Source organism: Thermosulfurimonas dismutans, from assembly GCF_001652585.1.
In the GTDB taxonomy this organism is placed as follows: domain Bacteria; phylum Desulfobacterota; class Thermodesulfobacteria; order Thermodesulfobacteriales; family Thermodesulfobacteriaceae; genus Thermosulfurimonas; species Thermosulfurimonas dismutans.
This window is the reverse complement of the sequence record NZ_LWLG01000004.1, coordinates 1-14,049: the sequence shown is the minus strand read 5'-3', so window position 1 is coordinate 14,049 and position 14,049 is coordinate 1. Positions and strand designations below refer to the sequence as shown.

The following is a 14,049-nucleotide window of genomic DNA, read 5'->3' as shown; positions in this document are numbered from 1 at the left end:
AGGTTTTTTGTGAGAGAGAAGTTTTTTTTGCCTTCACCTAAGAAGATAGCTGACAAATCCAGAAATCCGGAAGAAACCATTTCCATGGTGGAACAAGCCTTCCGGAGAAGTGGTCTCAAGATCTTTCGGGAGCTTCGACGGATTGACAAGGGGCGATTGGGGATCCCAGTCTATATCAGTATTTATGATCTTGAGGGGCAGAAGACCACCGGAAACTACAAACAAATGGGCAAAGGGAGCACGGATGTCCTTTCGCGGGCAAGCGCCCTCATGGAACTGGTAGAGAGGTTTTCGCTCTTCGATTTCGTGAAGAATCGGGCCTATACGAAGCTAACTACTTTAGCGGAACTTGGTGAAAAGACCCTTTCTCCAGCCAAGCTCATGGCTTCGGTGGAGGATCCTGAGGAAGATCGAAAAGCCCGCGAGGTGGTGCTCAAGGTCCTTCCAGAGGTCCCGTTTTATTTTGTGCCAGCCTTGGAAGTAGCTAGCGGTCAGGTCCGAGAGTTACCTTTTTTCTGGTTCTGGATTCTTTACGAATACAACGGTTCGGCTGCAGGAAATACCTATCCCGAGGCCGCGGTCCAGGCCACCTGCGAGTTGATTGAACGCCACGTCTCGGCGCTGTCGGCCCGCTACAAAAGTCCTATGCCGGAAATTCGCCGGGCATCCATCTCTGGGGAGGGCGATCAACTTTGTCGTTGTTTTGAGAAACTTGGTATTCGGCTCTGGATTCGAGATATGACCTTCGGTATGCCGGCTCCCACGGTGGCGGCTATGGCCATGGACCCTTCCACTTATCCTCACCGGAGCGAAATCGTCTATGCCTCTGGTACCGGAACCAGCCCTGAAAGGGCCTTGATTCGTACTCTTACCGAGATAGCTCAGCTTGCCGGGGACTTCGATACCGAAGGCCAGTACGTGGAGAGTGCGCTTCCCAAGTTTGCCACCCTAGAAGAGGCCTCCTACGTGTTGGCTCGCTCCGGCGAGGTGGATCTCGACGAACTTCCCAATATTTATGCCGAGGATCACGTAGAGGAACTGAGGCGTCTGGCTGAAGGCCTAAAGGGGCAGGGATATGATCTATACCTGGTGGATATCGGACATCCCATCCTGGAGCTTCCGGCGGTCTACGCCATTATTCCGGGTATCCTGTTTAGGGAGAGGACCAGACTCTCGCCCCTTTATCAGCTTGTCAGGGTAGCGGCCCTTTATCTTGAGCCCGAGAGGAGTTTGCCTTTGCTCAAGTTTTTAAGTGAAGAGGCCCCACCGCGGTACTACGTCTTTTCTTACTTGGGTCAAGTATTGTCAAAACTGGGGGATCGTTCCGCGGCCCTTTCCGCCTTTAAAAAGGCCCTAGAACTTAAGCCCGAGCCTGCCGACCGTCCCGCGCTTTATGCCCATTTGGCCGATGTCTATCTGGGACTTGGCGAGTACGAAAAGGCCCGGCAGGCCGCAGAGGAAGGACTGGCCCTGGGTGAGATGCCCGAGCTCTGGAATCTTCTGGGCCGGGCTTATTTCAAGGAAAGTAAGTACGGAGAGGCCCTCCAGGCCTTCCTCCGGGCGGTCGAGCTTGAGCCCTCTTCGGCGGTGGACTACGCCAATGCCGGTTATTGTCTTAAAGAACTGGGGGTTATTCCCGAGGCCCGGAGATTCTTTGAGATGGCCTTGAGCCTTGATCCTACTTTGAAGATGGCCCAGGATGGTCTCCAGGCCCTAAAGACTGCTTCTGCTGGGGAGGTAGACATTTAGTAGGGCCAGGGGTTCTACGGCTGGACGCTTTGTAGAGCGCGGCGCGGGGTTGCTCCGCTCTTACTTACCCTCACCAAGGACAAGGGGACTTCGGGGCCATGAGGGGGCCCGGGCCGGATTAAGCTTGGCTATCTTTCTCCCCAGCCGTCCTGGGTCGAAGTGCTTTACCTCCCTGAGAAGACCATTCAGAAAGCAGTAGGTGAAGACCCATGGCGCTCTTCGGGAAACTCCCGAGCAGACAGATTTTACCCCGCTTAGGATGGAGTTTTCTCCGTCTTACTAATCAGTAAAGCTTTTACCGGAGTCTCCTTGGAGAGACTAAAGGCTTTTACTCCCATTTCCTAGGCAAGCAGACACTCCTCCGAAATGGCCCACGCCAAGACTGCGAAACCTAAGAGATGCCAGATTAAAAACGCAAGGGCAGAAACAGCTATCCGGCGCACGGTTCCTCATTTTTAATTTAAACTTTCTTCCCTAGCCCGGTAGGTGGCGCCGGGAATTTATCCGCGGCTATGGCGGGGCCAAAAACCTTGCGCGCTACGTCATGAATGAAAGAGGTTTGAACATAACTAAAAACTTCCTCCTATTTCGAAGAAGGGCCCAGTTAATTCCAGAGAGCCCTCGATATCCTTTATGTCGAGCTCAAGATTTTGATATTTGTAACCTACTCCTACAAAAAGAGAGGGCCCTAGGGGGACGGGCTTAAGCAAGATTCCTTTGAGACGGACTACGACATCGTAATAATGGTTGTCTTGGTAATTCATCCCCCGGACCTCTCCCTCTAGCGCCAGACGGCCGAAGTCCAAAAAGAGCCCTCCATAAATCATGGGGATGGGGATCAAAAAGCTCTTTTCTTCCTTTCCGACGGTTTCTTGTTCAATTTTGGCTTTTATGTCGAGCACTCGAAGATTTATACCTAACTCCAAATTTATGCCCGCAAAGCCCAGCGTAGCCACCTTGGTGGCCGTTTTAAGAAATGGGATCCCCCAGAAGATACCTATGTCATACTGATCAATGGACAAATAGGAATCGAAGGGCAGAGTGCCGTTGAAAACCACGTCACCGAAACGAAAGCTTGCGTCTTTCCGACCCTCACCATCGAACTCAACGGGAGTGAAACCTAGATAAAAGTTAACTAAGGGTAAGTTCAACCTGAGCCGACCGTAAAACCTATCCTTCATGTCAAAGTCCAGATTTTTGTCCATGGTGAGGGCATCTCCCTTATAGGCTATCTCTCCCCAAGGATCCTGACTCCATATTCCCAGGGCCCCCTCAATTTCTAAGGACCAAGCCTTTCCAGTACCTAAAATCCATAAGGAAATCAAAAATAGAAATAACTTTTTTATCATATCTAGCCTCCATTTTAGTCTTTGGAGAGCTTTTATCAGATTCTGATTGGCTAATCAAGCCAGAAAATTCGCTTTTGCTGATTTTTATGGAGGGTTTATTTGCTTGACTAAATTTTTGTAAGGGCGCTAAAATCTCTCTTTAATGAAAATTTTCCTTGGTTTTGTAAGTCTATTATTTTTAGGAATTGTTCCAACAGCCTTTTGTACGGAAGGTCCCTTTACCAGGCTCAATCTCAGGGCTTTACTTTTCCTCCCTTCGCCTCTCCGGGAGGCTCGCGAATTTAGGGTTGATAGCTTGAACATCCCTGAGTTTGGTTTGGCCCTGGAGGGCGCAAAAATCTTATATAGAGAAGATGAAAGCTTTAAGGTCTCGATACGTAAAGTTGAAATAAGGACTCTTGAAGTCCTGAAATTCCTCAAAAAGGAGGCCATTTTAAAGGATGTACCTCTAAAAATAGAGGGCGTACTTTCTCTGAAAGGGATTGAGCTAGTTTGGCGCTCTCAAGCTTTAAAACTCCATGTAAAAGAAGTTGCCCTTGATGGTATTGAGATCTTTGAAAGCTTAAGGATGGAGAATGTCAGTTTGTTGAAGGAGGCTTCCAGGCTTCAATTTTCTGCCACGCGTATAGATTTATCTAATAGCACCCTCTCGGCCTTTGAGGGAGAGTTGATTTCAGATGCAAAGGCCCAAAAGGATAATCTAGCTTTGACTTTTTCTGGCTTCAAACTTGAGCTTTCAACAGTTTATGAAGTTTTGGATAAATTTTTTCCTCATAAGATTTTATCTTCTTTTGAGAAGGAGTTCCCCTGGTTAAAGCTGGAATATCCGGAATTAAGTGGTGTCTTGGTAATTAATCAGAGTAAAGTGAGCTTAGTTTCGGGAGATAAGAACTGGAGTCTTTTATCTTTTAGTGGTGAAATCGGAGAAAGCAAAGTAAGTGTCTTTGCCGCTGGTCGGGAAATCCTGAGTTGTTATTTGAAGGGGGAACTCTCATACGATGAAAATCATTACAGTTTTCGATTTCCTTCGGTTACTCTCTCTTTAAAGGATGTCCGTTTCTCTTTTCCGAAATTGAAGGTAGAGATTGAGGATTCTTTATTTGGGATCAAAGAGCTGGAGGGAATATATGGGAATAATACTGATCTGAAACTAAACTTCCTGATAGAGATTCTTGGGAATGGGAAGGTAAAAATTGAAGGTGAGGACTGGAAAAAGATCCTTTCGTTCTTGGCTCCGTCTTCTGCAAGAGTAAGTTTGAAGAGCCTGAAAGAGAAAGCGATCGGGATAGACGACCTTTTTCTGGCTTTTCGAGACGAAAATGGTGGAAAGGTCAAGATTGAAGGAAGCTTGGGGTGGCCTTTTTCTTGGCCGGAGGCCGTTATCAATCTCGAAGTTGAAAGTTTTCGTTTTAAAGATTTGAATTTTGTTAAATTTCTGGCCTCTAAGAAAGAGAAGGAAAACCTCCGCTTAGAGGCCAGAATTCAGGACCGGGATCTGGATATTAATCTTGATGAGGCCTTTCTAGAATATACTCCGGAAAGGCTTTCCCTCAGAGGCCGGACGCTTAAGCTCGTTTCTCTGAGTTCAGAAGAAAGGGAGACCTCGGTAAAGCCGGAACCCACCGCTTCTTCCAATTTGGCTTCCACCAAATTTGATTTCGGTTTTCTGGAGCATCTTCGCAAGATAGCTCCTGAATGGGAACTTTCTTTGGATACTATGGAGTATGGAGACTTTATGCCCCTAGAGCGAATACTTTTAAAGCTTTCACTATCTCAAGAGCCGGCCGATTTCTTGCTGAGGGCCGAAAGCTGTTATACCAGCGTTGCGCTTTCCGGAGAGATTGAAAAGGGAGGGAAGCTCTTACTTTCGGGAGAGACTCAGACCCTTTCGGCCCCGGTGGACAATTTTCTGGCCTGTTTTCTCAGGGAGGCTCCGGTTTATATTTTGGGAAATCTTACTTTTAAGGTTTCGATGGAGACCGAGGGAGACAATGTCAAGGAACTCTTGGATAAACTTTCTTTTGAGGGTGTAGGCGAGATAAGAGGTGGCAAAATACTTAAAATTTCTCACCTGAATAGTAATCTACGCTGGTTCTTGAACGTTCTTTCTTTGGTAAAACTTAATCCCACCAAGCTTAAAGATACGATAGTCTTTGAGGCTTTGGGATTTGCCGTAGAGGGAGGAATTAGTGATTTGTATATAAAAAGGTTTTTCCTTTCCTCTCCGCTTCTTAAATTTCATCTGGACATGAGGGGAAATGTACAGCTTAGGCCCGAAATAAAGAAAGATTTGTGGGGTGAAGTCTCTGTGATGGGAGTGAGCAAGGAGTTTAAGATCAAGGATGATGGTCAGAACTAGAAACTTTTTTCTGGTCGTAGTTTGGGTGATTCTAGTTGTGAATTTATGGAGGGGTTATTCGCTGGCCCAGGTGGATCTGGAAACCGAGAGACTGGCCCGGTGGTACCTGAATTATGCCAGCTATCTCATTGATGTAGGGAAATATATGGAGGCCCTGGAGAACTATGAGACAGCCTATGAAATTTCTCGCCGGCGAGCCACTAGAGCCGAGGCCCTTCTGTCTAAGGCTGCCCTGCTCTCAACCTTTTTAGATGCCCCGGAGGAGGCTTTAAAGGTCTATCAGCAGATAGAAAAGGAATATCCTGAAAAGGAAGAAGTAGCCCTATATAGAGAGGGTTTGCTTCTTTTTGACTTGGGGCGTAAAGAGGAAGCTCGTTTAGTTCTTGAAAAATACTTAAAGTTCTATCCAGAGGGACGTTTTCGTTTCCAGGCTGAGGCTTTACTGAAAAGGCTGCTCATAATTCCGACGCCTCCACCTCCTGAAATCAAAGTAGTAAGACCCAGGGTGAGGGTAAGGTTGGCCAAGGGAATAAAAGAGATTTTGATAAAAGGAACTCCAGTTTGTAATGAAATTTTAGGGTGTAATGAAGCTTTTTTAGTACGGGCTATTGGACGAGAATTGTGTATCGGTGATAAAAGGGTTGGAGTTTCAAGGCTTTGTTTCCGGGGTTCAGGGCCCCTTAAGGTGGAAAGCCCTCGCAAAAAACGGGTGCGCGGTAAAGTATGTGTGGAGATTTATCAGGGAAAATTGTTGGTTATTAATATTTTAGATATAGAAGAATATCTTCTCTCGGTGGTTCCTTCCGAGTCTCCGGCTTCTTGGCCACTTGAAACCTTAAAAGCTCAAGCCGTGGCAGCCCGTACTTATGCTTATTATCAATTGCTTCATCGCAAAAACAAGCCCTATGATTTAGTAGATTATGAAGGAGATCAAGCTTATGGTGGAGTGGATAAAGAACATCCTAGATCTACCAGAGCAGTAAGAGAAACGGAGGGAGAAGTACTGGTTTATAAGAATAGGCCCATATTAGCTATGTATATGGCTAATAGTGGTGGTTATACTGCGGATCCGAAAGCTGTTTTTAGTTTATCTAAACCTTATCTCAGAGCTCAGCCTGATCCAGAAAGTCTTAAGGGAAAAATGGCTCGCTGGCGAAGAGTTTTCAATATAAAGGAGGTAGAGGAAAGACTTAATCGTATTGGGATAAAAGTTATAGGCTTGACAGCTATTGAACCGGTTGAAAAAGGGCCTTCAGGGCGAGTTATAAAAATAAAACTTATAGCCAGAAATGGGGTTAAAGTTTTACGTACTCGAACTACTCTTCGACGGGCTTTAAAACTTCCGGATATTTTACTATCATCTATAAAAAAGAATGGAGATCAATTCATTTTCGAGGGTGGAGGTTTTGGGCACGGGGTAGGATACTCACAGTGGGGAGCAGCCTTTATGGGAAAGAAATATACCTATCGAGAGATTCTATTTTATTATTATCCCGGTACAGAAATCAAGAAGTTATGGTGAGAAAGCTTGTTTACCTTTTTTTAATTACTTTTGTTTTTCTGACCGGAAATGTTCTAGCTTCTCAGGCATCTAAAGACAAAAAATCGTCTTCTAAAGTCATCTATATTCCTGAGAAAAAGCTTCCGCGTCGCGTAGTGATTTTACCTCCTTTTGTAACAGGAGAAGCAAAAATAGATCAAAATTTTAAAAAAATGTTGCGAGGAGTAGTTCAAAATTATATGGCTGGCAAAGGATATATTATTCGTTATGCCAGTTCACTCCCGGAAAAGGTTGTAAGCCTTGCCCTTAAAACTTTTAATCCCAAGGAGATAGCTAAACAACTTAAGGACATAGATGGTTTTTTTACTATTACTGTATATCAGTTTTCTGGGGTAAATGTTATTCTCCTGAAGCATTTTAAAATAGATGCTGAATTGTGTTTGTTTGATAAAAAAGGGCAAAAACTTGCCTGTTGGCGAGAAGATGTTAGTCGTCGCAAGATAGATATTGCTACTGATCCTATAGGGCTCGCTGCAAAAGTATTAGGTAATGTTTTAAGTAGTTCCAGCCAGGTCAGGCTGAAGAGTCTTATTTTTGATTGGGCTTATCAAGTATCCAGTTTAGTTCCCGGTTTTTCTGCCGCCACACGCAAGCCCAAGATTTTACGTGTAATTACCAATGTGTCAGATCGAACTTTTAAAATAGGTGATCGCATAGTGGTGGCTCTGGAGGGGGATCCGGGACTTGAGGCCACCTTTGATATAGGGACCTTTAAACAGGGTATTAAAATGGTAGAAATGGAGCGTCCCGGGGTGTATGAAGGCTTTTATGTGGTTCAAAAAGGAGACGAAACGCAGAATCAATATCTTCTGGTGCGTTTAAAAAATCAGCAAGGGGAAAGCCAGGAATGGCTGGAATTTGTTCCTCCTATCAATATAGATGGCATACCTCCAGCTCCGCCCAAGGATTTGGAAGCCAGAGTTGAAGGTAAAGCTGTTCGGCTTTCCTGGAAATGTGTAGACGGGACTACTACGGGTTTTGTGGTTTTGAGAAGCTGCGAGCCACTTTCTGGCTATCAAGAAATTGCCCGTATAGGAGATCTCAATTTCCTAGATAAGGAGGTAAAGGCCGGGGAAAGGTATTTTTATCGGGTAGCAGCTTTAGATAAGGCTGGCAATCGCTCGTCCTTTGTTCAGATAGGTCCTGTAAATATCCCGGTAACCGGAGTTTCTCTTTCGGGAGATCTGCCTGCCAAACTGGGCCGCGGAACATATACCGTTGAGGGTCTTATTAAGGTGCCTGCCGGAAGCAAAACGGTAATAGATCCGGGAGTCCGTCTGGCTTTTAATCCTGAAGGGAAGCTGGTAATAGAGGGAGAACTCCTGGCAAAAGAAGCTATATTTGAAGCTAAGAAAGGATGGTGGCAGGGCTTAGAAGTTAAATCTGGAGGAAAACTTAACGGGGAAAAAATAAAAATTTTGAACGCCAAAAGGGCAGTACTGGTGGAGGGGGAAGCTTCTTTCAAAGAGAGCTTTTTTTACAAGGGTGAAGAGGGTTTAGTAGTAAAAGGTATTTCCACGGTTTTGGTTGAAGGGGGCAAGATAAGCGCCTTTAAGGAAGGTATACGGGTAGAAGATGGTTCGTTTTCTGCTTCGAGAGTCACGCTCAGAGAAAATAAGGTCGCCCTTAAGGTAATAAAGGGCGAAGTTAAGCTTGAAAAAGTCAATTTTTTAGAAAATGAATTAAATATAGAAAGCAAAGTTTCTTTAATATTGAAAGCTTGTTTCTTGGGCAAAGATCCCCTGAATTTCAAAATTAAAGGGCCGATTACGGTAGTTTCATATCTTAATTTTCCTTATCCTGAGGGCCAGGAGGTAAAATTTGATCTAAAGGCCTTTCAAAAAAAGGGCGAAGAGCTTCTAGCCGAGGGTAAAAAGTTTTTACAGGAAGGCAACTATGGCAAGGCGTGCGAGAAACTGGAAAAGGCTTATAAAATACTCCACAATGAAGAAATTTATTACTGGCTAGTTTATGTGTATACCTTATTAGAAGAGGATGAAAAACTGGCTCGGATAATAGATAGAGCTTTAGAAGAATTTCCTTATGAGGTAAAAATTTATCAGTTAGCAGTTCGATATTATCTTTTTAAAGATAGGGTGGAGGAGGCCAAAAAGCTTATAGAGCGAGCTCTAAAACTTCAACCTAATAATCCTACCCTTGAAGCCATGAAAGCTCTAGTAGAAAACCGAAAAACAAAGATAATTAACGGTAATACAAAATAAGGAAATTTTTAAATACAAAATAAAGGGGGTAAGTATGAAGAGCACAGGGAAAATAATTTGGTTGGGGTTATGTTTAGTTTTGTGTTCGGTTTTTTGGGCTCAGGCGGTTACGATTACGGCTACGGGATCAGGGCCTACCCGGCAGGCCGCTATAAATAATGCCTTAAGGGCGGCCGTGGAGCAGGCCATGGGAGCGTACATTCAGTCCAATACCCGGGTGGTTGAAGGGCGTCTGGATTATGATCGTATTATCTCAGCCAGTGCGGGTTATATACGTCACTATGATGTACTGGCTGAAGGTCAGGATCCTATTGATCAGGTATACAAGGTAAAAGTAAGAGTGGAAGTTGATGATTATAAGCTTAAAAATTTAATAGCTCAGTTTCGTCAGGATCCGAGGTTCCAAAAGGCCTTCCAGAAGGCGACCTTTGATCAGAGGCGGGTAGTAGTCCTATATGCCAAGCGGACTAGGACCTCTCTTCCCTATGAAAGTATGGCCGTCCAGGAAGTAATAAACAGAATTGAAGACAAGCTTGCAGGTTATGGTTTTAGGGTTTTCCTCCCGGATCAAATTGCTCGCATCAAGACCCGGAGTTCGGAGTTGGCTATTGATGAGGAAACAGCTATTCAAATTGCCAGACAGGAAGATGGAGATGCGGTGGTTCTGGTAGATATTCAGGCAGGAAAAAGGCCCACTTCGGATGGTTTTTGGATTATATATGCTACTCTCAGTCTTAAGGCCTTTGATGTTACTACAGGAGAACTTTTCGCTAATGTAATCAAGCGTTCCAAAACCATTTCTCGAGGGGGAGATTACGGAATAGAAGAGGGAGCTGCTCGAGCTGTGGAAAAGATTGCTGCCAGGTGCGCCGATCAACTGGTGGCCAAAATAGTCAATCGTTTTAGCACCAAGAGAGAGAAGTTTGTGGTCTTTATCTTTCGGGATGTATCTCAGGATATTCAGGATCAGCTTTTTGGACTTTTTCAACAGCTCGGCTGGGATTTTAGAGTAGCTCGTCAATATGGAACCTATATGGAAGTAGAAGTTTTTAGTGACCAAGATCCTACTTCGGCAAACCTCGCTTTTCGTAGAGCTTTGAGAGATATTGGTGTTTTTCTCTCTCAGGTAGAAATGAAAGGGGCACGGATTGTTTATTCTGGTGAATAGTATAAGTAAAAAGGAGGTGAGAATATGAGGATAATTTTAAAGATTCTGATTTTTATGCTGATAATAGTTCCAGCATGTACTACGATGACTTCTACCCCTAATATAAATCTAACTATGTATGAACAGCGTGCTGAAGATAATCAAATGGCTTCAGTTATGCCTCCCCGTTACATCATAGAAAAGAAGATTCCACGTATTGCTATTTTGAATATTGCCGATCATTCCAGACTTACGGACATGACAAAATGTAGTCTTGGTCCCATGGCTACGGATGTTCTTCATAATGTGGTGGCTAAGATGGGGCGCTATGAGGTTGTGGAAAGGGCCCAGGCGAAAAAGATAGCTGCTGAGCTCGGATATCAGGAGAGTCACGGAGTAGACTGGGAGGTTATAGAGGGAAAATATTTTGCTTTGGGCAAAGATATTGATTATGTGATTGTTGGTTCTATTAATAGAGTTACTCCCAAAATAGATAAAGATATTGAATTGAAGACCTGTACGGAAGAAGTAGAAACTTCCGTTTCTCTTCGTATTATTGATCTTTCCTCCGGACGCACAGTAACTAGTTTTAATGTGGCAGATAAGGCTGCAAATGTAAAATCTATTACACAATCTTGCATTATTACTTGTGGTCTGGTTCAGGAGGCTTTGGAAAATACTCTTGCTCGCTGGGTACCGGTAAAAATTCAGGAAGCTATTCCTATCTATGGATATATTAGTAAAATCATGAGTAACTATTCCAACGAAAAGCTTACTAAGATTGCTTACATTAATCTTGGTACCAATGATGGTCTTAAACCTGGTGATAAGGTAATCATAATGGAACTTAGACGTGAGAGAGATCCTATAAGTGGTAAAGAAAAGCTTCGTTACATTGACCTTGGTAAGGCCACGGTAACAGAGACCGGACTGCATCCTGATGAAGCTATTATTGTTATAGATGATCCAATATTAGCAAAGAAAGTAAAGGTGGGATTTTTGGTGCAAACCACTGCTGAACGGGCCCGTAGATTGGCCGAACAGGAAAGGACTAAGGAACAGCTGAAAGTTATCTTCCAGAAATTTATAAAATAATGGAGGTTTTAAATGAGAGAAAAGAGCATAAAAAGAGGAGTTTTTCGTAGTATTCTTTTGTTTGCCTTGATAATATGGGTTTATGGCTGTGCTCCTAAATCTCAGCCCTCGGTGTCTCTAGAGGATACTCCTCCCCATCATTATTTACAGGGTATGAAACTTTTGGAGAAGGGAGATCTTTCGGCGGCGGAAGCTAAGTTTGAGCGTGCACTGGCCCTAGATCCGGGATATGCGCGGGCTTATGCCGGTAAGGCCTTGGTAGCAGCCATGCGGGCCGAAAAAGAGAAGGATCTGGATCATAAAAGAGTCGAAGTGGAAAGGGCTCTCCAGTTCTTTAAGAAGGCTTTAAAGAAGGCGGAGGATCCCTCGGACAAATTTTCCATATATGTTACTGGTATCCGGGTTTATACTCATTCTAGGCCCAAGGGATGGCTTAAGGAAGCGGAGAAATACTATCATAAGGCTCTTGATGAAGATAAAGTTGTAGAAAAGGATCTCATTTACTATCAGACTCGATCGGCAGTTCACTATTTTATGGGAGTAGCTTATTTAAAAGCCTATGAATTTCGTAAAGCAGAGCAAAGTTTTTCTCTGGTTCTTTCATCTTCTCCTGGAAAATGGCATGATAAAGCGGACATTCTCTATCGTAAAGTTCAAAAAATTGTGAGGGCTTCAGCACAATATACCCTTACAAATGTGGCCAAAAAGATAGCTGTAAAGGACCAGGTCGGCCGGGGAGATGTAGCGGCTTTGTTAGTGGATGAATTACACCTGGATAAATTCTTTTCCGGACGAATTCCCATTCCAGGGAGCGAACCCAAACCTGATTTTGTTCCTGCGGATGTAATGAATCACATGTTTAAAGAAGAAATTCTTACGGTAATTAAATGGCGGGTTAGAGGACTTGAGCCGGTTTATGACGAAACTACGAAAGCCTATCTCTTCAAACCAGATGAGCCCCTCACCAGGAAAGAGCTGGCTTTTATTCTGGAAGACTTACTTATAAAAATCACCGGGGATAAAAGCTTAGCTACTAAATATTTTGGGCAGGACACCTCTCCCTATCCGGATGTTTCCCCTACTGCTCCCTGGTTTAATGCTGTAATGAATGTGGTTACTCGAGGGCTTATGGAGACTAATCTCTCAGGTGCTTTTCGTCCTAACGATTATGTAGACGGCGCGGAGTTATTATTAGCTATACTACGCTTACGCAATGTGATGAATGTTTATTAAATCACTAACTAAGGAGGTTTTAGATGAGAGAGAAGAGAAAATGTGGAATAGGATTATTAGCAATTTCAATTTTACTTATTTCTACTTTGGTTTGGGCTCAGGGATGGCAAACTATTAAGGATCCTGTCAAGATCTTTCAGGAGGGGTATATCCAAGTAGTAGGGATATCGGAGGAGGGCCAGAGTCGTTATCGGGCCATCAGAGCCGCTGAGGTGGTGGCCCAAAGGGAATTATTGGAAATCCTTCAGGGGCTTCATCTTTACGGTGAGACCACGGTTAGGGATGGTATGCTGGCTTCGGATGTAATTCGTACTCGAGTGGAAGGATTCTTGCGGGGGGCAGTGAAATGTGGTGAGAAATACTATCCTGACCGCGGATACGCTGAAGTGTGTATGCGTCTTTATATTCGTGGCCGTGGCGGAATGTATGATATTATTTTGCCGCTTTTAAAAGAGGAAGGGTTAACACCTCCTTCATTACCAGAATATAAACCTCGCCTCATTCCTAAAGAAATCTCACCGAAAGTGCCCGAAGTTCCGGAGTCTAAAATAGAGAAGGAGGAGAAGCCTGAGGTGGCCGCTCCTTCGGAACTTAAGGAAGTTCATGATGGTCTTATTGTGGATGTAAGGGAATATGCTTTTAAGCCTGCTCTTGTGAATAGGATTATTACTGACAAAAATGAGGTGGTTTTTGATCCATCTAAGATAGTCAGTAACATTTTAGTGGAGCGTGGATGCGGAGGTTTCACTACCGATCTTTCCAAAGCCAAAGCTCTTTTGACTAGCTGGGGAGCTAAAAACCCTATGATAGTTAAAGCGGTTGGAGTTTACAAATCCACCGACGCTAAAATTTCATCCGATGCTGCTGCTGCCATTTATGTGCATGACCAGAGAGCCAATTTCCTGGCTGAAGCCAAAGTGGTTTTTGTGTTGAAATAATCTTTTTCAGAAGAGGCTCCTCCTTGTTTTTCATGGAGGGGCCTCAAATTTCATTCAATAAAGATTAATCATCCTCGAAGGAATCATTCATCTTCCACCGAAGAATTTATTTCTTATAATTCTTCATCTTCTTTTTCAATCCATAGTGTTTCGTCAACTGTGTCCGGAGAACAAGAGGCCTTCCTCCATAAGATCCTCAAAACCTCTCAGTTTTCGCGAACGGTATTTCTCCTCTAGACCCCTAAGCACCAGATAGACTACCTTGTAAAGTGCCCCAGGCTAACAGAAAACCTCTATCACCTTGGTTCTGCGCTTGACCTCTTTAATCAGCCTTTCAAGCTGATTCGTGGTGTAAATATAATTCCGAATAGGCTCCGGATATTCCAGAAAAACCAA

General features: G+C 44.0%; 9 protein-coding genes and 1 pseudogene. 8 read left to right on the top strand and 2 right to left on the bottom strand.

Annotation, left to right across the window (positions count from 1 at the left end; all coding sequences use genetic code 11):
- Positions 1 to 9 precede the first annotated feature (9 nt).
- Positions 10 to 1,749: a YcaO-like family protein gene (locus TDIS_RS04260; protein WP_068669674.1), complete on the top strand. Its 1,740-nt coding sequence runs from the start codon at positions 10 to 12 to the stop codon at positions 1,747 to 1,749.
- Positions 1,750 to 2,318: 569 nt separating this feature from the next.
- Here the strand turns inward: TDIS_RS04260 and TDIS_RS04255 are convergent.
- The gene (locus tag TDIS_RS04255) at positions 2,319 to 3,098 is read right to left on the bottom strand and encodes a TIGR04219 family outer membrane beta-barrel protein (protein ID WP_084270954.1); all 780 of its coding nucleotides are present in this window, start codon (positions 3,096 to 3,098) and stop codon (positions 2,319 to 2,321) included.
- 142 nt (positions 3,099 to 3,240) lie between these two features.
- On the opposite strand from TDIS_RS04255, the gene TDIS_RS04250 reads away from it, so the two are divergent.
- The 7 genes from TDIS_RS04250 to TDIS_RS04220 are packed head-to-tail and all read left to right on the top strand — an operon-like array spanning position 3,241 to position 13,653.
- Positions 3,241 to 5,457: a translocation/assembly module TamB domain-containing protein gene (locus tag TDIS_RS04250; protein ID WP_068669672.1), complete on the top strand. Its 2,217-nt coding sequence runs from the start codon at positions 3,241 to 3,243 to the stop codon at positions 5,455 to 5,457.
- Entirely contained in the window at positions 5,441 to 6,979 is a 1,539-nt protein-coding gene (locus TDIS_RS04245) for a SpoIID/LytB domain-containing protein (RefSeq protein WP_068669667.1), read from the top strand. Before TDIS_RS04250 ends, TDIS_RS04245 begins: the two co-directional genes overlap by 17 nt.
- Entirely contained in the window at positions 6,889 to 9,240 is a 2,352-nt protein-coding gene (locus TDIS_RS04240) for a tetratricopeptide repeat protein (protein WP_161939475.1), read from the top strand. The genes TDIS_RS04245 and TDIS_RS04240 overlap by 91 nt, the downstream gene beginning before the upstream one ends.
- Positions 9,241 to 9,274: 34 nt before the next feature.
- Positions 9,275 to 10,408, top strand: coding sequence for a hypothetical protein (locus TDIS_RS04235; protein WP_068669663.1), 1,134 nt, complete (start codon positions 9,275 to 9,277; stop codon positions 10,406 to 10,408).
- 24 nt (positions 10,409 to 10,432) lie between these two features.
- Positions 10,433 to 11,482, top strand: coding sequence for a hypothetical protein (locus tag TDIS_RS04230; protein WP_153303756.1), 1,050 nt, complete (start codon positions 10,433 to 10,435; stop codon positions 11,480 to 11,482).
- 12 nt (positions 11,483 to 11,494) lie between these two features.
- Entirely contained in the window at positions 11,495 to 12,715 is a 1,221-nt protein-coding gene (locus tag TDIS_RS04225) for an S-layer homology domain-containing protein (RefSeq protein WP_068669658.1), read from the top strand.
- 23 nt (positions 12,716 to 12,738) lie between these two features.
- On the top strand, positions 12,739 to 13,653 hold the full coding sequence (locus TDIS_RS04220) for a hypothetical protein (RefSeq protein ID WP_068669656.1): 915 nt from the start codon (positions 12,739 to 12,741) through the stop codon (positions 13,651 to 13,653).
- Positions 13,654 to 13,806: 153 nt separating this feature from the next.
- Here TDIS_RS04220 and TDIS_RS11535 read toward each other — a convergent pair.
- Positions 13,807 to 14,049, bottom strand: a pseudogene (locus TDIS_RS11535) (transposase); the annotation flags it as partial.